This is a genomic window from Serratia sp. JSRIV002 (assembly GCF_019968725.1).
Classification (GTDB): Bacteria; Pseudomonadota; Gammaproteobacteria; order Enterobacterales; family Enterobacteriaceae; genus Chania; species Chania fonticola_B.
Genome location: NZ_CP074143.1, coordinates 3,821,132 through 3,843,839 on the forward strand (window position 1 = coordinate 3,821,132; position 22,708 = coordinate 3,843,839).

General features: G+C 53.5%; 14 protein-coding genes. 6 read left to right on the forward strand and 8 right to left on the reverse strand.

From position 1 onward, the window contains the following. Positions 1-93 precede the first annotated feature (93 nt). From KGP26_RS17975 to KGP26_RS17985, 3 genes are all read left to right on the forward strand, one after another. On the forward strand, positions 94-1,605 hold the full coding sequence (locus KGP26_RS17975; RefSeq protein WP_223665667.1) for a sugar ABC transporter ATP-binding protein: 1,512 nt from the start codon (positions 94-96) through the stop codon (positions 1,603-1,605). Next, positions 1,602-2,597: an ABC transporter permease gene (locus KGP26_RS17980; RefSeq protein ID WP_223664366.1), complete on the forward strand. Its 996-nt coding sequence runs from the start codon at positions 1,602-1,604 to the stop codon at positions 2,595-2,597. The genes KGP26_RS17975 and KGP26_RS17980 overlap by 4 nt, the downstream gene beginning before the upstream one ends. Positions 2,598-2,842: 245 nt before the next feature. Beyond that, complete coding sequence (locus KGP26_RS17985) at positions 2,843-4,828, forward strand: ligand-gated channel protein (protein WP_166732960.1); 1,986 nt, start codon at positions 2,843-2,845, stop codon at positions 4,826-4,828. A gap of 127 nt (positions 4,829-4,955) precedes the next feature. Here the strand turns inward: KGP26_RS17985 and KGP26_RS17990 are convergent, their stop codons facing one another. After that, positions 4,956-6,437 (reverse strand): amino acid permease, encoded by a 1,482-nt coding sequence (locus KGP26_RS17990; protein WP_021805848.1) that lies wholly within the window; start codon positions 6,435-6,437, stop codon positions 4,956-4,958. 134 nt (positions 6,438-6,571) lie between these two features. Next, the gene (gene yieE / locus KGP26_RS17995; protein ID WP_021805849.1) at positions 6,572-7,459 is read right to left on the reverse strand and encodes a DNA-binding transcriptional regulator YeiE; all 888 of its coding nucleotides are present in this window, start codon (positions 7,457-7,459) and stop codon (positions 6,572-6,574) included. 258 nt (positions 7,460-7,717) lie between these two features. Here yieE and KGP26_RS18000 point away from each other — a divergent pair, with 258 nt between their 5' ends. Continuing rightward, positions 7,718-8,797, forward strand: a complete 1,080-nt coding sequence (locus KGP26_RS18000) for a YeiH family protein (protein WP_223536001.1) — start codon at positions 7,718-7,720, stop codon at positions 8,795-8,797. A 106-nt stretch (positions 8,798-8,903) separates the two neighbouring features. Then, positions 8,904-9,743, forward strand: a complete 840-nt coding sequence (gene nfo / locus KGP26_RS18005) for a deoxyribonuclease IV (RefSeq protein WP_094981625.1) — start codon at positions 8,904-8,906, stop codon at positions 9,741-9,743. 82 nt (positions 9,744-9,825) lie between these two features. Here nfo and KGP26_RS18010 read toward each other — a convergent pair whose 3' ends face one another. From KGP26_RS18010 to fruB, 6 genes are all read right to left on the reverse strand, one after another. After that, positions 9,826-10,191 (reverse strand): DUF596 domain-containing protein, encoded by a 366-nt coding sequence (locus KGP26_RS18010; protein ID WP_223664367.1) that lies wholly within the window; start codon positions 10,189-10,191, stop codon positions 9,826-9,828. An 8-nt stretch (positions 10,192-10,199) separates the two neighbouring features. Then, positions 10,200-16,244 carry a DUF637 domain-containing protein gene (locus tag KGP26_RS18015; RefSeq protein ID WP_223664368.1) on the reverse strand — a complete coding sequence of 2,015 codons (6,045 nt, stop codon included), beginning with the start codon at positions 16,242-16,244 and terminating at the stop codon, positions 10,200-10,202. Positions 16,245-16,304: 60 nt separating this feature from the next. Then, positions 16,305-17,975 carry a ShlB/FhaC/HecB family hemolysin secretion/activation protein gene (locus KGP26_RS18020; protein ID WP_223664369.1) on the reverse strand — a complete coding sequence of 557 codons (1,671 nt, stop codon included), beginning with the start codon at positions 17,973-17,975 and terminating at the stop codon, positions 16,305-16,307. Positions 17,976-18,246: 271 nt separating this feature from the next. Beyond that, the gene (fruA, locus tag KGP26_RS18025) at positions 18,247-19,935 is read right to left on the reverse strand and encodes a PTS fructose transporter subunit IIBC (protein ID WP_021805852.1); all 1,689 of its coding nucleotides are present in this window, start codon (positions 19,933-19,935) and stop codon (positions 18,247-18,249) included. 14 nt (positions 19,936-19,949) lie between these two features. Next, on the reverse strand, positions 19,950-20,888 hold the full coding sequence (gene fruK, locus KGP26_RS18030; protein ID WP_021805853.1) for a 1-phosphofructokinase: 939 nt from the start codon (positions 20,886-20,888) through the stop codon (positions 19,950-19,952). After that, positions 20,885-22,018 (reverse strand): fused PTS fructose transporter subunit IIA/HPr protein, encoded by a 1,134-nt coding sequence (gene fruB / locus KGP26_RS18035; protein ID WP_021805854.1) that lies wholly within the window; start codon positions 22,016-22,018, stop codon positions 20,885-20,887. Before fruB ends, fruK begins: the two co-directional genes overlap by 4 nt. 209 nt (positions 22,019-22,227) lie before the next feature. Between fruB and KGP26_RS18040 the strand changes: the two genes are divergently transcribed. After that, on the forward strand, positions 22,228-22,689 hold the full coding sequence (locus KGP26_RS18040; RefSeq protein ID WP_024528058.1) for an NUDIX domain-containing protein: 462 nt from the start codon (positions 22,228-22,230) through the stop codon (positions 22,687-22,689). Positions 22,690-22,708: the final 19 nt, after the last annotated feature.

Consider the following 22,708-nt stretch of genomic DNA (forward strand, 5'->3'; position numbering starts at 1 on the left):
TTCTTTAGCCGTCTATACATCCAAATGAATTTCACGTTGCCGCCACCACGCCGCGATTTGAAACACGAGGGGCGCAACGTCTTCAGCCAAACTATGCCGACCAATACCGCTTCACGCCTGGAGATGCGCAATATCTCCATCGCCTTTGCCGGGTTCAACGCTCTGCAAAACGTCGATTTTACGCTGCAAGGCGGTTCAACCCATGCGCTGGTGGGAGCCAACGGCGCGGGCAAATCCACGCTGATGGGCATTCTCTCCGGCGCGCATAACCATTACCAGGGTGAAATTTTTATCGACGGCCAAAAGGTCGATATTCATTCGCCGCTGCAGGCCCGCCAGCACGGGATCCAGGTGGTGCAGCAGGAGGTGGATGTAGCGCTGATCCCCACGCTGTCCGTCGCGGAAAACATCATGCTGGACTGGCTCAATCAGCCGGGCCATCTGCTGAACTGGCGGCAGTTGCATCGCCAGGCTGCCGCGCTGTTGCAGCAGCTTGGGCTGAATATCAACCCACGCCAACGCCTGGAAGCCTGTACGTTGGCGGAGAAACAGCAGGTGCTGCTGGCTCGGGCACTATCCCACCGCTGCCGTTTTCTGGTGCTTGATGAGCCGACGGCTCCACTGGACAGCAATGAGAGCGAACGCCTGTTCCGCATCGTGCGCCGCCTGCGCGCCGAAGGCATCGGCATCGTGTTTATTTCCCATCGTATCCACGAATTGAAAACCGTCTGTGATCATTTGACGGTCCTGCGCGACGGTCGCCATGCCGGTGAAAGCAGCATGCAGGGCCTGAGCGGTGAACAGATCGTCGAAAAAATGCTGGGCCATTCGCTGGACGATATCTTCCCGGCCCCGCGCCCACAGCACGGCTCGCGCCCGTTGCTGCGGGTAGAGGGATTGCACGATCGCCATAAACTGCGTGACGTTTCTTTAACCCTGCATCAAGGGGAGATCCTAGGCATTGCCGGGCTGGCGGGCGCAGGAAAAACCGAGCTTTGCAAAGCGTTGTTCGGCGCAACCCCCAGTAAATTGACGCAGGGAGAGCTGCGCGGCAAACCTTGGGCACCGCATTCACCGCATATTTCGGTAGAACAAGGCCTGGCGCTGGTGCCGGAAGAGCGCCGCAAGGAGGGCATTTTTATCCACGAAGCCGTCCCGATGAACCTGAGCGTCAGTGCCGATGACAGCTTCTCCCGCTGGAGCCTGTTCAGCCGCCGCCAGGAACTGCGCTGGGCCTTAGAGATAATGCAACGGCTTGGCGTACGGGCCTCCGGCCCACAGCAAAAGCTGGCCCGCCTGTCGGGCGGCAATCAGCAAAAAGTGGCGATCGGCAAATGGTTACGTGGCAACGCCGAGGTGCTGATCTTTGACGAACCCACCAAAGGCGTAGATATCAAGGCCAAACAGGATCTGTTCCGGCTGATCGACGGTTTGGCTCGTGACGGCAAAGGCATTATCTATGCTTCCGGCGAGTTTTCCGAGCTGGTGGGCCTGTGCGATCGCATCTGCGTATTATGGGATGGCCGCGTAGTGGCGGAGCTCAACGCCGCCGATATTGATGAAGAAACCCTGTTACTGTATTCCACCGGAGGAACTCCTGCGTGAGTAAAGCATTGTCCCTGAAAAGCGTTCTGCCCTGGCGCCACCAGCTGTTTGAGTTTTTGTATAAATGGGGGATGTTGCTCACCGTTGTCGCCTTGATCGCGCTGTTTGGCCTGGCTTCCGACAATTTCCTCGAAGCCAACAACATCATCAACATTCTGCGTTCGATCGCCATCGTGACGGTGATTGCCATTGGCGTGTCGATCTCACTCTCGGTGGGCGGCTTCGATCTCTCCGTCGGTTCTACGGCGTCGTTGGCTAATGCGTTAGTGATTTCGTTGTTTGCCTGGTACGGCTTCGGCACTACCGGTGCCATCGTGCTGACGCTGCTGCTGTGTACGCTGGTCGGCCTGTTCAATGCCTTTTTGATCGTGCTGCTAAAGATCCCCGATATGCTCGCCACGCTCGCCAGCCTGTTCGTTATCCAGGGCGTGGCCATGACCTACAGCTACGGCGGCTCCATCACCCAGAATATGGTGCTGCCGAACGGGGATATGGCCGAAGGCGTGATCCCAGAAGTGTTTTCCTCTCTGGGCCAGGTGCCGGTGATCGTGCTGATTATGCTGGCGGTGACGGTGATCATGCAGCTTTTCCTGTCGCTGACCAAGCATGGCCGCCGGATGTATGCCATCGGCGGTAACCCGGAGGCCGCCCGGCTTTCGGGTATCCGCACGGTACGTTACAGGGTTACCGCATACGTGCTTTCTTCGCTGCTGGCGGGCCTTGGCGGCATTTTGCTGGCGTCACGTATCGGTTCCTCACAGGTTAACGCCGGAGGCGGTTACCTGATGGATGCGTTAGCGGCGGCCTATATCGGTTTCTCCCTGGCGGGCTCCGGCAAACCTAATGCGCTGGGTACCCTGGTTGGCGCGATTATCCTGGGCGTATTGCAAAACGGCTTGGTGATGCTCTCCGTGCCCTACTACGCTATGGATATCATTAAAGGGCTGGTGCTGGCATTGGCACTGGCGATCACCTACATCCAAAAACGCTAATCCACCCGGCGCACCACCGCGCTGCGCCGGGCTATCCCCCCTTTTCCCCGGGTTTAAATATATTACCTAACAAATATACAAATGATAGTTGTTATCATTTGTATTTACATTCATGACGATTTCCTTACAATGGCCTGACGTTTTCCTCACGCAACGAAAATTCTCGCGGCAGCGTGAAAACATATTCTTTTAAATCAAACAACTAACAGGAAAACCTGTTGACCTCGGACGGGAATATTTAACCCATGGAAAAGCCAAGCTATAACACTTTAACCGCGTTAATCCTCGCATCACTCGCCAGCGGCAGCGCTCTGGCACAAACAGAAGATACCATGGTGGTCACCGCCTCCGGTTTCCAGCAAAGAATTCAAGACTCGCCGGCCACCATATCGGTGATCCCTCGCCAACAGTTGGAAACCCGCGCGTACCGCGACGTCACCGATGCGTTGAAAGACGTGCCGGGCGTGGTGGTAACCGGCGGTGCCAGCAGCAGCGACATCAGCATTCGTGGGATGTCCTCTAAATACACGCTGATCCTGATCGATGGTAAACGTGTCGATACCCGAGGCACCCGCCCTAACAGCGACAACGCCGGTATCGAGCAAGGTTGGCTGCCGCCATTGCAGGCTATTGAACGTATTGAAGTGGTACGCGGGCCAATGTCTTCTCTCTATGGCTCCGATGCCATGGGTGGGGTGATCAACATCATCACGCGCAAAACCTCCACCACTAAAGACTGGGTTGGCTCCCTGCAAGGCGATGCCACCATTCAGGAAGACCGGGATTCCGGTGATATCTACCAGACTAACGCCTACGCCTCTGGCCCGCTGATCGATGGGCTGCTTGGCCTGCGGGTGAATGGTCTGTTCTCCCATCGTGGGGAAGACCACTTTACCAATGGCTTTAACGAACAGCGTATGCGCAGCGGCACGGCGGTATTCAGCCTGACGCCGGATGAGAAAAACGATTTTGATTTCGAAATCGGTCGTTCCCTGCAGGATCGCAACAGCACACCGGGTAAGTCCGTCGCATTAGAAAACTGCCGCAAAGGCGTTTGTAAGCCGAACTCCTCCAGCGACAATCTGTATACCCGTAATAACTACTCGATCACCCATAACGGCTATTACGACTTTGGTAACAGCACCAGCTACGTTCAACGGGAAGAGACCAATAACCCCGGACGCAACATGAAGATGTACAACACCATCTTCAACACCCAGACCCAATTTGATCTTGGTTCCCACATGCTGAACCTCGGCGGGCAATACCGCTATGAGAAACTGAGTGACGGTGGCAACCAGTTGGAAGCGGCTGACGGTCTGGACCAACTGACCCGCTGGAGCTGGGCGCTGTTCGCCGAAGACGAATGGGCGCTGACCAACGATTTCAGCCTGACCACCGGGATCCGTATGGATCGCGATCAGAACTACGGTAGCCACTGGACACCGCGCATGTATGGCGTGTGGCACCTGACAGAAATGTGGACCGTGAAAGGCGGGGTTTCTGCGGGTTATCGCTCGCCAGACCTGCGCCAGTCCTCTGCCAACTGGGGCCAGATCACCGGCGGTGGCGTGAGCAACGGCATCATCGTGGGTAACCCGAATCTGAAGCCAGAAAAAAGCATCAGTGAAGAGGTCGGTATCCTGTGGGATAACCAGGAGGGGCTGAACGCAGGCATCACTCTGTACAACACCGATTTCAAAGACAAGATCACCGAAGTTCGCCGCTGTAACAGTTCAGAGGATCCGGCCTGTACCATCGGTAACACCACTTATGATTTCGTCAGCGACCGCGTCAACGTGGATAAAGCCAATATGCGCGGTATCGAAGTGACCACCGGTTGGCAGATCACCGAAGACTGGAAGCTGAGCACCAACTACACCTTTACCGAATCTGAACAAAAGAGCGGTGAGTTCCAGGGCAAGGCGCTGAACCAGATGCCGAAGCACATGATCAATGGCGTGCTGGATTGGCAAGCCACCGAGGATCTCGGCCTGTGGTCACGCGTTAACTTCCGCAGCGAAACCTCGGAATACCTGAGCCGCACCTCAATGGCGGTCAGCACGCCATCCTATACTTTTGTTGATGCCGGGGTGAGTTACCAGGCGCTGAAAAACCTGCAGCTTAGCGGCGGAGTTTACAACATTCTGGATAAAACCGTGGATTACGAGCACTACAACACCACGCTGGATGGCCGTCGTTATACCGTGGGCATGACTTACAACTTCTGATTGCCAAACAGAGTTTGTACCAAGGGGCTGCCATCGTGCGGCCCTTTTTTTGTTTGGTTTTTAGCTGGGGGGATTTTTGAGGGGGGGGAGAACGCGGCGGTAACCCGCCGCGTCTAGAACTAATCGCTTACTTATCAGGGTTCCATTTCGGGAATTCCATTTCGCTGTACTTCACCACTTTGGTGCCGCGCGTCAGCTTATAACCGAACCAGATAATCAGGAACAGTGGAATACCGATGTAGGTTGCCGTCACGCCGTACCAGTCGATACGGTCCGCCAGGAAGGCCTGATAGTTCTGCCCCAGCGTGATGATCAAGCACAGCACGAAGGCAAACATTGGCCCCAACGGGAAGAAACCGGATTGATACGGCAGATCGCTCAGGCTATTCCCTTGCATCACATAGCCGCGGCGGAAACGGTAGTGGCTGATGGCGATCCCCAACCAGGCGATAAAGCCGGTCATGCCCGAGGTATTAAGCAGCCACAGATAAACGGACTGATTACCAAACATCGAACTAAGGAAGCACAGCGCCGCTACAACGGTGGTGGCATACAGCGCATTACGCGGCACTCCACCTTTTGACAGCTTGGCGAAAATGCGTGGCGCCTTACCTTCCGAAGCCAGCGTGAACAGCATACGGGTTGAGGCATACATCCCGGAGTTACCCGCAGAGAGTACCGCCGTCAGGATCACCGCGTTCATCACCGCCGCCGCAGAGAGCAGGCCAGCATGTTCGAATACCAACGTGAACGGGCTGACGCTGATGTCTTTCACGTCATTGCGTAACAGGCTTGGGTCGGTATAAGGAATGATCAGGCTGATGATCAGGATCGCGAAGATATAGAACAACAGAATACGCCAGAACACCTGACGCACCGCGCGTGGAATGTTCTTGCCCGGATCTTCCGACTCGCCCGCCGCAATACCGATCAGCTCGGTGCCCTGGAACGAGAAGCCGACGATCATTGCCACACCAATCATGGCCGAGAAGCCACCGGCAAACGGCGCATCGCCGATCGTCCAGTTATGCCAACCGGCATTTTCACCGCCCTTCAAGATACCGAAGATCATCAGTACGCCAAGGACGATAAAGATAATTACCGTGCTCACCTTGATCAGCGAGAACCAGTATTCCGCTTCACCGAAGCCTTTGACCGAGATGTAGTTAAGCAAGAACATCAGGCCAAGGAACAGGGCGCTCCAGATCCAGCCTGGCGTGTCTGGGAACCAATAGTTCATCACCAACTGTGACGCTACCAGGTCGACCGCAATTGTCACCGCCCAGTTGTACCAGTAGTTCCAGCCCAGCGCAAAGCCGAAACCTTCTTCAACATACTTGGCACCATAGGTGGAAAACGATCCTGAAACCGGCATAAACGCCGCCAGCTCACCCAGGCTGGTCATCAGGAAATACACCATCAGACCAATCAATGCATAGGAGAGTAACGCGCCGCCTGGGCCTGCCTGGGAAACCGTTGCGCCAGAGGCAACAAACAGGCCGGTACCGATGGAACCGCCAATGGCAATCATGGTTAAATGCCGCGCTTTCAGCTCGCGGCGTAATCCGGGTGCTTTCTGCCCCGCTGTTTTTATATCCTGCTGAGCCATTCTTACCCTATCTGCTCGTCAAAAATGAGGGCCGGATTGTAACAAATACCCGCCAGCGAACTAGTAACATTGCCCTGATATAAGATAGCTTCATAATCCGCCGCCAATTATTAGCAGCGGCCCTAATGATGACTTTATGCGATCTTGTCCGGTTTTTGCCCAACGCAATAGCTCAAGAAACGCTGTAGCGCATTGGAAATGTGTTTTTGCCGATGATGGATCAGATACAACGTGCGCATCAATGGCGGTAGAGGAATGCTCAGTTCCACCAATACACCGCTAGCCAACTGTTCTTCCACTACGCGACGTGACAGGCAACTGATGCCGATACCGTGGCGCACCGCGTGTTTGATCGCTTCCGAGTTGCCCAACTCCATCACCAACTGGAAGTTTGGCAGGTGCGCCAACAGCAGATGGTCCAGTACTTCACGAGTGCCAGACCCCCGCTCCCGCAGGATCCAAGGGGCGCTGGCCAGCGTTGCCAGAGTCACCGGTTGCTGTAACAATGGGTTATCCGGCGCGGCAAACACCACCAGTTCATCTTCAAGCCACGGCTGGGTGACCAACTCAGGCATGTGGCACGGCCCTTCGATCAGCCCCAAATCGACTCGAAAATCGGCTACCGCAACAATCACCTCCTGACTATTGCCCACGTTCAGTTCCAACGCTGTAGCAGGAAAATCTTTGCGATAGTGGGCGATCATCTCTGGCAGCATATAGTTGCCGATGGTGCTGCTGGCGGCGATGCGTAACGCGCCGCTGTCATGCAGGAACAGTTGTTCAATTTCCCCAGCCTGCTCCAACAGAGCCAGCGCTTTGGGGTATAGCAAGCGGCCATGTTCGTTGATCACCAGGCGTTTACCCACGCGATCGAACAACAACACCTTCAGTTGCCCTTCCAGATCGGCCAGCGCCGCGCTGACTGCCGATTGTGATAAAGCCAATACCACTGAGGCCTGAGTGGTGGATCCGCTTTTCAGCACCTCGGTAAAAACTTCCAGTTGGCGCAAAGTGATATGCATAACAGCCTCGACATAAAGAGAATGGTCAGACAAAACCATTAAAATGAAAACACCAAAAATCAGTTACACGGCATTGGTAATGCTTACTGCCCTGCCTTATAAGGTTATCACGTTTACAGGATTAGGCTTGGCGGAGTAGCCGACCGTCCAGCCGATCAACCACTTATTCCGATAAGTTATAAATATATAATCAATTTCTCTTTTAGGTCACCTGCTTTTATCATTGCACTCAGGAATTTAGCAGAGGACAGAATAATCATGGCGAGTCACAGCACTCATACCTATCCCGAACAGCGTTTTCCGCTGTTTGGACTACCACGGTTGATACCAGGCTTACTGCTGACCGGCGCGCTGACCGCGTTTTCGGTCTGGGCGGGCGATGTTCCCTGGGTTGCCGGGTTGGGATTAGGCGCCCTGACGCTGGCGATCCTGTGCGGCATCCTGATCGGCAACACTCTTTATCCCTGGTTGCAGCCTAGCTGCCATAGCGGCGTACAGCTGGCCAAACAGCGGCTGCTACGCCTGGGGATCATTCTTTATGGCTTTCGTTTAACCTTCCAGCAAATTGCCGACGTGGGGGCCAGCGGGATCATTATCGATGCCCTGACCCTGAGCAGCACTTTCTTGCTGGCCTGCTGGTTGGGTAAAAAAGTGTTCGGCCTCGACAGCCAAACCACCATGCTGATCGGTGCCGGTAGCAGCATCTGCGGAGCCGCGGCCGTAATGGCCACCGAGCCGGTGCTGAAGGCAGACTCCAGTAAGGTTGCCGTCGCAGTCTCTACCGTAGTGGTGTTTGGTACGCTGGCGATCTTTGCCTATCCGTGGCTGTATCAACTCAATGAGCACTTCCAGTGGCTGCCGTTGACGCAGGAAACCTTCGGCATCTACGCTGGCTCGACAATCCATGAGGTGGCTCAGGTGGTTGCTGCTGGCCATGCCATCGGCCCAGATGCGGAAAACGCGGCGGTGATCTCCAAGATGATCCGCGTCATGATGTTAGCCCCGTTCCTGCTGTTGCTGTCTGGCTATATCAGCCGCCGGGCCGGTAACGGCAGCAAGAGTGAAAAATCGGCCATCACCATTCCGTGGTTTGCTGTGCTGTTTATCGCCGTTGCCGGGCTGAACTCGTTCAACCTGATCCCGGCTTCGCTGGTACAGCATCTGATCACCATCGACACCTGGATGCTGGCCATGGCAATGGCCGCTTTAGGGCTGACCACCCACATTAGTGCGGTACGTCAGGCGGGTGTGAAACCCATTCTGCTGGCAACGCTGCTGTTTGTCTGGCTGATCGTTGGCGGCGGTGCCATCAACCTGTTGGTGCAGCACCTGTTGTAATCCCCCCTCTTCAGGCCCGAGCTTTCGGGCCTGCTTGTTTTACCCCCACCATTCAATCCTTCGCTTATCAATGCCATAATGGCAGCGTTAACACAGGAGAATGAAAATGAAGTTTGTCGGTGCACACGTCAGCGCTTCTGGCGGCGTAGATCAGGCCGTGATCCGCGCACACGAATTAGAGGCGACCGCATTCGCCCTGTTCACTAAAAATCAGCGTCAATGGAAGGCTGCCCCGCTGCCTGCCGACGTGATAGACAAGTTTAAAAGTGCCTGCGCACAGTACGGCTACGGCCCAGGGCAAATCCTGCCGCATGACAGCTATCTGATTAACCTTGGCCATCCGGTAACGGAAGCGCTGGAGAAGTCCCGTGAGGCGTTTCTTGATGAGATGCAACGCTGTGAGCAACTGGGGCTGACGCTGCTGAACTTCCACCCGGGCAGCCACCTGATGCAGATAGATGAGGATAAGTGCCTGGCAAGGATCGCCGAGTCGATCAACATCGTGCTGGATAAAACCCACGGCGTCACCGCCGTGATCGAGAATACCGCCGGGCAAGGCAGCAATCTGGGGTTCAAATTTGAACATCTGGCGGCGATCATCGACGGTGTAGAAGACAAGAGCCGCGTCGGTGTCTGTATTGATACCTGTCATGCCTTCGCCGCCGGTTACGATCTGCGTACCGAAGAAGATTGCCAGAAGACGTTTAAAGAGCTGGGCGACGTGGTGGGCTTTAATTACCTGCGCGGTATGCATCTTAACGATGCCAAGAGCGAGTTTGGCAGCCGCGTTGACCGCCACCACAGCCTGGGTGAAGGCAATATTGGTAAGACCGTGTTCAGCTATATCATGCGCGACGAGCGCTTCGATAACATCCCGCTGATCCTGGAGACGGTGAACCCGGATATCTGGGCCGAGGAGATTGCATGGCTGAAGGCGCAGCAATAACCATCAACTTGCGCTTGTTCGACATACCCCCCAGCACTTTTGTGCTAGGGGGTATGAGGCAGGTGTTTAGAGAAAAAACAGATTATGTCCAGTCCAGATAGCCGTTTTCGTGGATCCAAACGATCCCTCCAGGGCATTTCTCTGTGAGAAACCAAAACCCATCGAACGCCCCGTCATCCATTTGCTCCTGGTTTTTGGGGAACGTTTTCTCAAAGTGATTCATCTGTTCCTCTACAGTTCCGGGTAAAAAGACCCCACGACTAGCTAACCTTATTTTCCCATCCTCCATTAATCGCCGAAGGAACCATAGGAAAATAGCTTTTTCTTCATCAAAGTTTAAGGTTATCTCTCCTGAAACACCTTCAGGATGAATGTTTTTCCAAAGGTTTCCAATTGATAAACCTTCTAAAGTGTCTTTTCGTTCCTCATACTGATTTTCTGTCAACATATATTTACCTATCGGAATTTCAATTCATATTTATTTGAAGCGATTCCCGCAGCATCTTTGATTCGTTCATTGCCAATGATATCAATCGTCCATCGAGCTTGTGTTTCCTCTGATGAGTTGGAGTAATTTCTAAGGTTAATCGTCATGTTACCTGATTTTGCGAAGTATACCTTGCCTCTGGGAGTCATCACCTCTTTTAAAGAACCCCCACCAATCAAAGATTGAGCAAAATCAAAAATCTCCCTTTCAGTAAGCGATTGAGAAGAAAAAACTTTAGTCTTTCCTTTTCTATCACTCCCTCCCTCACCGAGAACCTGTTTAAACTGTTTACCGAACACACTTAGTCTATTATTTGGCTGTTTCTTATCGAACAGCTTAACCAACTGGTCAATATTAGTTTTCTGAATTTCGCGCAGATAATCAGCAGTCTTAGTCGACAGATTAGCACCCGCCGTCGCCTCACTCTTGATGAAGTCTGCAACAGGCTGAGTATTGAGACTCTTGGTTTTATACAGTTCATCGGAGGTATTAACTAGCTGTTGTGCTAGTTTCTTTGCGCTACCCTCGGATTTTCCAAGTATCAGTGTGCTGCCAGTAGTTACTGCACCAGCCCCAATAATAGCCTCTGGAGCAACGAGATCTGCTGCATAAATTCCGGCCTGATTCAAACACAGTGCAGGGTTGGTTTTACAACCGGCAATAGCCAGACGCGCAGCCAATACAAGCTCAGGAGCCGCGCCAACCAGAGTGATGCCCCCAGTAGCAATCACCAAGCCACCGCCGCCAACAGCAGCGGCCATCACGGCAGCTTCTCGACGTGCCACCACACGTTTTGCCGCAGCAACATCTCCTTTATCAGCAGCCAAAATATCCATCTGATTATCCCAGGCATACTGCATGAGCATATGATCGGTCATGTTATAGCGATATACCGTTTGGGCACTGTCAGCTGCGCTAAAAGCACCTTCAGGTGTATGAGTGATGAGAGCCCCCGTCAACGCGCCAATAACACGGGCCGTTTGCTCTTTTGTTTCATTTCCGTTTAGCGCTTCATGCAACCGCCTTAACTGACGCTCTTTTTCATTGAGATTGGCTGGCTCAAACAATGAACTTTGCATGATAACCCCAGCCAACTCAGCCGCCATTGCCCCTGCGGCAGCGCCTTTACCGTCACCACGCCCAATCTCTGCCGCAACTCCGGCCACCACAGCATGGCTTAGTACCTTGCCAGGAACACCCAATACCTGCCCGTTTTCGCCAATCAGATTGGCCCCTTCAGCATTAAGTTGACCACCGATATTGCTCAGCAAAGCATTGGTTAAGTTATCCCTAAAACTCCCACCGTTAATTGCGGTATTCAGGCTCGAGCTGATAATCGACTGGCCCGCCACGCGCTGCGCCACCTTACTCCAATCACCATTGCTGAGATGGGGAAGCTTCACATCTTTGGGATTGAGTGGCTTGCCTGCTGCATCCTTATTCCATCCTGTTACACTATCAAAACCGTTCAGCGCGCCTCCAATTGCCATAGCGGTTGCAGTAGCCTTAACTGCGTCACTGTTACCCAACGCCTTCAACGTGTTCGACAGGTTGCCCTGATTCTCTACCAGCACAACGGCAGCCTGCGACGCTAGCGAAGACATTCCGGCGGTCACAACACCACTAGTCACGGCCCCACCGCCTACTGCTGTAGCCGTGCTGCTGGCAGCGGTTGCAACTAATGAGCTGCCTGCTGTCACTGTCGCCGCAGCAATGGCAATGACCGCCGCCACGGCCGGATTCAGTTTCTGGCTCTGATAGTCCCAACTGTCATAGGCGTCCTTCACTGCGTTCCATTGCACATCGTTGCGCTTGTTGAGATCTTTGATCCAGGCCATGCTCGGCGTATTCCCCAACGCATCAATAGCGCTTTGCAGTGCCTGCCCGTTCTTCACCTTCACATCGGTGCTGATACCATTGGCAGTATTGATCACCAATTTGCCACCAGCATGAATACTTGGTATTACCCATTTCCCCTCTGAATAGCCTTTATCAGCCTGTTTGATAAAGAATCCCTTAGACAGGGAAACCGTTTGTTCAAAAGCAGTGTCTTTGACAGCTCGGAAATTAATCGCTCCCAGAGTGCTGGTCAAACGAGCATTATTCCCAGCGGCTATTTTGCTCGCTTCATAAGTACTATCGTCTCGGCTCAGCAGATTGATATTGCCGCCAGCGATAAACTCGGTGACCTTATTGGTGACGTCATGACGTGTTTGCGTCACCTCTTTCTTGGTGATACATAGGCTCCATTTATTACATTTTTTCTTTTTGTCTTCGTAGTGATTCGACTCTTCCATGGCTTGCGCATACAGATAACCTCCTTGCGCCGCTATATCTAGAGTGCCAGTACGAACAGCCAACTCCCGATTACGTGCATCCTCCTGTGCCTTGCGTTGTTTTTCCGCATCATATTGACGTTGTTTTTCAGTCCGCGCAGCGTTCAGGCGGTTTTCAGCAACACTCTTTTCTCTTGCAGGCTGTTCCAAACGTTGCTGAGCCTGGTTGAACGTGTTTTGTGCCGTGTTAACCGCATTTTTGGCACTATTTACCGCATTCTGCCGGTCAATTAGGCGCTGGCGTATCTTGTCATATTCCGCCACAGTGGCTTCTTTTATCGCATTGGCAACTTTGACACCGTCAGGGGTGGGAGCCCAAGCCTCTCCCCATTGCAAGACATTATTGACAAAGGCCCTTCCGCCTTCCCGCAACAGCCGATCTAGATGATCTTTATTGTCAATGCGAGCCGATGCATCAAAATGAACGCCTCCACCACTGTAACTTGGCACCGCAACGAAACGGGCTGTTGACGAGGTTATGGGATGCGCGCCGACATCAAATAGTGACAACGTATCCGGATGTTGCTGCGCAGCGCCTAGTTCACGTTTACGAGCACCAAGCTGCCCCTCTGCCTGCGCTTTATTCTGTTGCGCCTCGTCAAATCTCTGACGGGATGCCTGAAACTGTCGCTCGGCCGCTGCCAATGCGGCATCCACACCGGATAGATTCGCCGCAGGCGCTACCGGGCCAGTTTGCCCTTTAGACTGTAACCGGGTCGCCTGGAACAAAATGCTGCCACGGGAAATTATCGTAAGCAGGCCACCAGCAATCAGTTCACTACCCTGCTGAATCAATTGTTCCGTGTAGCCACCGGAATGTACACGGTGAGTCTTGTTCTCCACCGCCTCGAAGCGAATATCGCCGCCAGAGGTCAGCGTCATATTGCCACCCGAGGTCAACTTAGCACCGTAAGCCAACAGTTGATTATTTGCCGCCGCCGTCAGGTTTTTTCCTGCATGAAGAGTGGTGATCAGTTGGCGATCGTTCTTGTTGTTATCATTAGCCGCATCAACGACGGAGTACCCCAGTGCAGACAACCATAGGTTTTGCCCCGCAAGCAGAGTGATATTACCATTGGCGGCTAACGTTGCCCCCTGGGTACCGAGATCGCGTGCTGTATTGATCAATAAATTACCACCAGCCTGTATCTGGCTACCCAGCTCAGGCGTACGTGAAGCGGGGAATAAAGCATTAAATTGTTTCCCCAATACACGGTAATTAAGATCGGCGTTATGACCAGCCAGTAAGGTGATATCCTTTCCGGCTTTAATATGGGTGCCGCGTAATGCCAGATAGCCGCCACTGTTGAGCAACACCGAGCCGGTAGAGTTCATTTGCCCGGCATTCAACATCTGGTTAAACTGCACCTGCCGGTTCTCAGCAGAAAGATGTTGTCCTACTCTCTCGTTATCCAACGCCTCATCATTTCTTTCGATCGAGATGCCAGCGCTGGCCGTCATGGCAATATTGTTGCTTTGTGGGGCCATATAGATGTTGCGTAAATAGATGCTTTTGCCCGCGTTCAACGTCAAATCGCCCGAGGCATTTAACTGGCTTAGCCAGCGAGAACCATCGCTGCCGAAATAACGTTGAGTCGGCGATGTGTGAACCTTGACGTTGCCGTTTCGGCTGGTCAGGGTAATGTTTTTCCCTTTCAGGTAGCCTTGGCGGGTATCCAACTCATTAACCGCCAAAACGGATAGACTATTACCCGCCGTCAGTTCTGCGCCGTCGGTATAAAATAGATCATCAGCAATAACAGTTAAATCGTCATGTGCACTAATTTTATCTGTGCTGATAATTTGATTGGCGTGCAACAGAATATTTTTCGCAGCTAACGTATCTGTTCGCCCTAATCCGATAACTTCATTGACACTCCCCTCCAGCGGTGACGATGTATAAAAATGTATTTTATCTTTAAAATCCGCCGTCAAATTATTACCCGCGGTAATTGATGAATTCTGACACCCCGTTATTTTCCACGTCAGAATCCCCTGCTGTTTGTTATATGGCGCCTTTTCATTAACATATAATAAATCCCAGTTTCCAGGTGGCGCATCTTCATCGCTGGCAAAACCGCCGACGCCAAAAGTGGTAGACGCCAATCGCCAATAAAGATCCTTTTGCCCCAACTGTTCCCCTTTAACTGAGAAGGTGTTCCCGGTCAGTATAAGATCTTTAGCGGCTTTAATCGTGGATTGGTCATTCCATAATGTAGTGACATTAATATAAGCATTACTGCCAGAACTGATCGTTGCAGGAGCTTGTGATTGGGTTATCACATATTCATCCCGTTTGACATTGACCTTATCGCTTTTTGAAAGATTGATTTCCCCGAACCAACTGCCAAAACCAAAGTCTTTCAATTCTGGTTCCAGCCGTACAATAGCATCTACACCGTTGCGTGTGTCGTAGTAACTACCCACGAAAGATTTATTAAACGCCTTGGAATTGCCAGGAATATTCCGCCACTCCGCGATCACCGAATTACGCACGTTATTGAGTCTGTCCGCCCGAATAACCAGATCGCCACTATTGGTCTGAATACGTGCAGAGCGGTTATCCACCAGTTTAGCCTTGTTGCCCTGCGCGTCTTTCTGTATCCACAGATTCTTGTTACTGTGCAGTGCAGCCTTGTCACCGACGTTGCTTACTGAGTCGGCAAAGATCCGCATATCACGATGCGCTGTCACATTGCCGCTATTACTTAATGCGGTCGCCGCCAGCGTCATATCGCGTTCAGCACGCACACTTGCATTAGCAGGAATAGCGACCTCACTAGCGCTGACGTTCAGATCCGTTTGCGCGTGCACGCTACCCAACACAATCTTTCCATTGGCGTTAAGTGTAATATCACGCTGCGAGCTGTTGATATTGTTAAGATTGACCCCAATACCAGTCTCGTTAGCAACCAAACGGATCCTGTTAGCATACATGCCACCCAATGCTTTGGTATCGACTGCTAACTGAGGCTTGGGCCCTTCGCCGTTGATCGGTTTGATGGTGCCATCCTTGATGCTGATTCGGTTAGCGCCTTGGATTAACGACAGATTTTGGGCGTTGATTTTACCGTTCAACTCGGTGGCGCGGCTGATGATGTCGACATAATCGGCCGAATTACCATCCAGCCCCTTGCCGCCGATAGTTATAGCGCCTTTTTTTACCTCTAACGCCTCTAATGCTCCCCGCAGGTCAAACTGTGGTTTACCTGTAGTCAAGGTGACGCCAGGGGTGTTAATAAAACCACAGCCATCACAACTGATACCATTAGGGTTGGCAATTATCACGTTAGCTTTATTGCCGAAAACTTCCAGCTTGCCCTGTAGCTCTGAGCGGCTACCACCAGTGACTTCGTTTACGATCAGATGGGCGGCATTGCCGTTTAAATTGCCATTGGCGCTTAACTCTCCCGCCAACTGCGACTTGCCAGCCTGAGTGGCGTTATTCAGCACAACGCCAGGCACACCGACGTTGAAGTCTTTGTAGCTATTGTGCGAAATGCCCGCCTCATTGGGTGTGGCAATATCTACGACCGGCACATTACCCTGCCGCACTTTAGTCTGATTATTTGTGGTATTGATCCCAGCACCAAATGCCGGATGCAATGGCTGTAGGGCGGTCAGATAAATCAGTAGGTAACTGGCTCCCCGAGCCAGCGGGTGATTGAGTTTATCCATATTCTGTCCCTCGAAAAGATATTGGTTTCAGGCCCTTTCCCGGCCTCGGTTGTGTTGACGCTATAACGTAACGGTGGCTTGCCAATAGGCCACCCAACGATCCGGTTGCAAGCTTTCCGGGTATCTTAACGGTTTGCCAAAAGTGAACGACTGGCCGAACCAGCGGCTGTTTATTACCGCCCCCACCGCCGCACCGGTGACATTTCCCCCGTCGATTCTCCCTGCCCGGCCTTGAACCCAACCTGAATCCATTGCACCGAAAAGGGTGAGATCTCCCGACCCCGGCTGCCAACTAAGCTCATTACGCCAATAAGCTCCGCGGTTACCGGTCAGGTATTGCTCTCTGAAGCCACGCACCGAATATTGCCCGCCAACGGAAATACGTTCACTGGAATACAGGTTGTCCGGGGTGGTTTGACCATAGGCTGAAGCTAGGTAGGACAAGGAAGAAACCAGAGGATGAAAATAGCTAGTGCTGAGACTGAATTTACGGAATTTGCTGCGCGGCAGGTCACGGTGTTGCGGATCGTCCGCCGTCGCTCCCAATATAGACAAACCGTGACTGATAGTGGGATTGAACGTCAGATAGCCCTGCCCTAAAACCGCACTGTAATTGCCGCCAAAGCTCAGTGAACTGATTGTTGGACTACTTACTGCCAATCGTTCCCCCGCCAACCGATTTTCCGTACGCCGCCGGGTCAGCCCTATATCTATGCCGAACTTACGCGTACCATCACGAAACAGCGTTCGGTTGGCGCTCAATCGATGAGTCTGGCTATCTCCCTGATAGCGGTAAGTCGCTTGGTTGAACGGTATTGCCTGAAAAAAATCACTCCAGGCATAGTGATAACCAACTTGCCAGTAGCCGTAAGGCAGACTCATGCTACCACTGAAGCTGCGACTACGGTGGTTATGGTTGAAATGGCTATTGCGCGCGACGGAAAATGCCCACTGGTCGGCAAGGTGTAAGGGATTATCCAGTGTCATCCCCACATTCATCTGGCCGGTGCCCGTGCTTTTTTGGCCGCTGTTATCGGCCCCTAAAGAGAGACTCAGCGGCAAGCGCTTGGAAACTCGCAGCAATACAACGTTTGAATATCCGGGACGTAAATCGGGTTGGATATCAATATTCACCTGCTGCGAAGGCAAGCGATTGAGCTGTTCCATGCCTTGCTCAATATCCCGCAGGTTTAATACTCTGCCGATCAGGCCCGCAAACGCCATTTTCAGCGCCTGCGTCTCTTTCCCATCAAGGGTTATGGAACCAATCCGCCCTTCGCTAACGCTGATGATCAGCACACCACTAGAAATATCCTGGGCTTTCAGGTAGGCCTGAGAGGTCACAAAACCACGTTGCAGATAAGCATTGGTCGTTTCACGTACCAATTGGTTGATATTGGCCAACGTCAGGCAGCGCCCTCGAAAGGGGAAGACAAGTTGTTCCTGCACTGACCATGAAAGGCTGCCAACTCCCTGTAAAATGATCTGGTGAACTTTTTGGCAGGCCTCCCCTGACAGATCTGGCGTCGGAGAAGGAAGTGTAGGCAACGAAACTTGGTTTTCTAATGCTTCACGCTGTTGCTGTGCCTGCTCCAACATCCCCCTTTGCCGTTGAATGATGCTATCGCGGTCAGCCGGGCTAAATTCTGCTGCCTGACTGTAATGAGTCATCCCACCGCAGGTGGATGCAATAAATACCAAAGATGAGACCGATCGCTTCCATGCAAACATTTTAATACATCCATTTACGTTTAGTTACTATCGTGATCGTTATTCAATCAATTAGAGTTAAATGTAAATGATTTTCATTTTCATCGCCATTCGGAAATGATCGCTTAATGAACAGTGAAGGCGATGGTATTGCCGATTTTTACGAGACAAATACTAATTATGCAGGAGAGAAACGGTGGGAAAAGGGAAGCTCTTGTTGCGGCAAATCCTCAGGTGGGTAGAACTGAATAGGCTGTGCTCCTAAGGAGCACAGCCTATTATCAAGTAACCGTTACGCCACCGTGGCTACCGGCGCTTCAGAACGTTTAAGGACCGCATAGGCCACGCCCGCCAGCAGGGTACCCGCCACAATCGCCAGCAGATACAGCAGCACCGGCGAGATAGCACCAGGGATCAACAGCACGAACAGACCACCGTGTGGTGCCATCAGTTTTGCACCGAAGGCCATCGACAGTGCACCTGTCAGGGCTCCACCTGCGATACAGCACGGCAGAACGCGCATCGGGTCACGGGCAGCAAACGGAATTGCCCCTTCAGTGATAAAGCACAGGCCCAACACCAACGCGGCCTTGCCCCCTTCCTGCTCGGACTTCTCGAACTTGCGACGAGCCAGAATGGTCGCCAGCCCCATCGCCAGCGGTGGCACCATACCTGCCGCCATAATCGCTGCCATAGGTGCGTAGACCGAAGAACTCAACAGCGCTACACCAAAGGCATAGGCCGCCTTGTTAACCGGACCACCCATATCGGTACACATCATTGCACCGAGGATTGCGCCCAGCAGTACCGCGTTGGCGGTGCCCAGCGATTGCAACCAGTTGGTCAGGCCAACCATGATTTTGGCAACGGGTGTGCCCACTACGTAAATCATGATCAAACCGGTGATCAGGCTGGCAACCAGCGGAATAATCAGGATCGGCTTGAGCGCTTCCATACTCGGTGGCAAACGCAACTTACCGCTGATGGCCTTGGCCACGTAACCCGCCAGGAAACCGGCAATGATACCGCCAAGGAAACCCGCACCGGTGCTAACTGCCAACATACCGCCGATCAGGCCCGGCGTCAGGCCAGGACGATCCGCAATGGAGAACGCGATGTAGCCCGCCAGAACCGGCACCATCAGCGCAAAGGCCGAACCACCACCGATCTGCATCAGCGCCGCAGCCAGCGTCCCTTTGACTTCAAACGCCTTGATACCAAACACGAACGACAGCGCAATACACAGACCGCCCGCCACCACCATCGGCAGCATGTAAGACACGCCGGTCAGCAGGTGGCGATAAGGCCCTGCGCTCTCTTTCTTCTTGCCTGAGCTCGCGGTACTGCCACTTTTTTGCGGTTGGAAAATCTCGGCTTCTACCTGTGCCTTATCCAGCTCCTGCGCGGTTTTCTTCAACGCCAAACCGGTCGAGGTGCGGTACATCGGCTTGCCGGCAAACTTGTCCAGATCCACTTCGATATCTGCCGCGACAATCACCAGATCGGCCGCCGCCACTTCTTCTGGGGTGATCGCATTCCCGGCACCGACGGAACCGCGGGTTTCAACCTTCACCCACCAGCCACGTTTCTTGGCTTCGCTCTCGATGGCTTCGGCCGCCATAAAGGTATGCGCAACGCCGGTCGGGCAAGCGGTAACGGCAACAATGCGTTTCGGACCGGCGGATTTTGCCGGTGCTACCGTCTGGGCCGGAGCCTGATACGGTTTGGCTTGCGCCTGTGCCGTGGCCAGGAAGGCTTCAGGCTCACGCACCGCGTGTTCCACATCTCCGATATAAACCTGTTTGCCGTTCAGCTCAGCGTCAGCAGGTGCAGCAACACCAGCCACTACCACCAGTTCGGCCTCGTTGGCCGTATTAACCAGCGTCAGGCCGGTTTTGGCCGCAGCGGCCTCAAGCATGCGTTTCGCCAGGTGGCTACGAGCCTGCCCGAGCGAACTGTCTATCATCAGCAGCGTTTTCATTCTGACTCCTGCGATTAATTAAAGGGTTTCAGATCGACGCGCGCCATCATCGCGGCCAACTGCGGGCGATCGGTGATGCCAACGTTGCTCTGGCTCACCGCCAGGGCAGCCACGGCAGTGGCCAAGCGCAAGGTATGCTCGCTGGATTCACGCATCAGCAGGCCGTAAATCAGGCCGCCGACCATGGAATCACCAGCCCCCACGGTGCTGACCACCTCACAGGCTGGCGGTTTGGCGATCCAGGCGCCGGAGGCGTTAACCCACAGCGCGCCTTCAGCACCCAGTGAGATCACCACGTGGGCAATGCCCTGTTCACGCAGGGCGTGAGCGGCTTCCACTACATCTTCCAACTTCGGCAGGGGTTTGCCTGCCCAGATTTCCAGTTCACGACGGTTAGGTTTTACCAACCACGGCGAGGCTTTCAGCCCAGCCACCAACGCTTCACGGCTGCTGTCAAAAATGATGCACGGACACTGCGCACGCAGGCGGGTCATCCACTCGGTGAAGGCTTCCGGAGCAACCCCGGCAGGCAAGCTACCGCTGACCGCTACCATGTCGAACTGGCCCAGCCAACTCAGGGAATCCACCACAAAGCGTTCCCAATCCTGGGGCGTCACTTCAAAACCGGAGAAGTTGAAATCGGTCACTTCACCGTCTTTTTCCGTCAGCTTAACGTTGATACGTGTACGCCCAGGGACCACCTGGAAACGGTTGGCAATGCCCAAATCGCTGAACAGCAGTTGGAAACCATCCTGGTTATCTTTACCAAGGAAACCGCCAACGGTGACGTCGATACCCAAGTCTTTCAGTACCTTGGCAACGTTGATCCCTTTACCTGCCGCATGGAGACCGGCGGTTCTTACCAGGTTAACCTCACCCCGTTCGATCTCCGGGCAAAAGCCCACCAGATCGTAAGCCGGATTCAGGGTTATGGTGGCTACTCTTCTGCTCATGCTGCACCCTCGCCAAGACCTTCACTGATGGCTTCGCCGATGGCTTTCAGCGCTGCTTCAGCATCGTCACCACTGGCGGTAAAGCGCAGGTGATGACCTTTTTTCACGCCCAGTGCCACAACCTTCATCAGGCTACGGCCGTTAGCCGGTTTACCGCTGCCGTCGAGATTAGTGACGGTAATTTCACTGGAGAACTGTTTGATTACGTTGACCAACGCAGTGCCTGGGCGGGCATGCAGGCCATGCTCGTTGCGCACCACGTATTCCGCACTCAGAACCGCGCTCTCTTCAGCAACTTCGCTGGTCAGTAACGCCAGCACGCCCACCGCATCGGCGTTCAGCAAGCGTTCAGCTTTTTGGTTCACTAACAGATCGCTTAAGTAGTTCAGCACCGTCAGCGGCTGTTGATCGGCGACGGCGACGGTCAGTAACAGCGCGACCTTTTCGCCCTCTTCATCAAACGCCTGTGCCGGGCGGCTGACGGTAGCGGCGCTGGTCAGGTTGCCTTCAGTGCTGTCACTCAACCAGATCCCCTGCCCCAGATTCAGCGGCTTGCGGGTGATCACATCGCTGACAAACTGGGCATTAACCGCACCGATTTTTTGCAGACGGCCCGCGTTCAACGCTTGCAGCGTCATCAGCGAATCAGCGGCCACATCAAGAGCAATCAATGAGGCATCAAACTTGAATTCAGCCGCCAGTTTCTCGCCCATCAGCAAACTGCGCAGTTCTTCAGCTGAAGTCGTTTTTGCCAGCTGTTCGGCGACGCTGTCATCACTGAGCACGTGCGTGAGCTGACGCAGTAGCGCCAGGTGTTCATCGGAACGCGCGGCAATACCGATCACCACATAGGCCGTCTGGCCTTCGCCCCACTCGATACCCTGTGGAAACTGGAATACCTGAACACCGGTGTTCAGCACCAGATCGCGGGTATCTGTAGTGCCATGTGGAATGGCGATGCCGTTGCCCAGATAAGTCGAGGTTTGCAGCTCGCGCTGCAGCATGCCGTCAACATAGGCGGCGCTGACGCATCCGGCGGAGGTAAGCGCTGCCGCTACCTGCCGGATGGCTTCCTGTTTGCCGCTAGCGGCAGCTCCCAGGTGAATATCTTGCTGTGACAACTGGAACATGGTTCTCCTCTCCTGCTGAATTGAATCGTTTCAGCCAAGTTAAGAAAAAGGAGCGTTACCCATCGCCTAACCAGGCCATCGATGACGCTGAAACGTTTCAATGAGTGTGTGAGCAGCTATCACCGAAAGCAAGTTTTCTCGATCTCCGCGTGATAGTTTTTTGACCTTACGCACACTTTTCTGGCTAAAACCCCCTTCCACGGGGGAAAATGGCATACTGTGCTGAAACAGTGCTGAAGGAAGATAACAACATGGTTGCCACCGGTATCGGGGTCATAATCGTTAACGCTCAAGGGCAAATCCTGCTGGGGAAACGCTGCAGCACCCATGCCCCTTTTTGGTCGATCCCTGGGGGGCATCTGGACGCGGGGGAAACCTTTGAACAGTGCGCCCAACGCGAAATCGCCGAAGAGACCGGGTTGCAGATAGCTCCGCCAACCTTTATTGGCGTCAGCAATAATCTGCAAACCTGGCGGGCAGAGGGAAAACATACGGTGTCGATCTGTATGCTGGTTCAGCATCCAGGAGGAGAAGCCGAGCTGAAAGAGCCGGAAAAATGTGCCGAATGGCGCTGGTGTTCCCCGCACGACCTGCCGGAACCCCATTTTGAAGCAAGCAGAACGGCGATCCACCTATGGCTGAGCCAGCAGGTATATCTGCCGATATTGTGACGTTATTCCCTTCAATTTA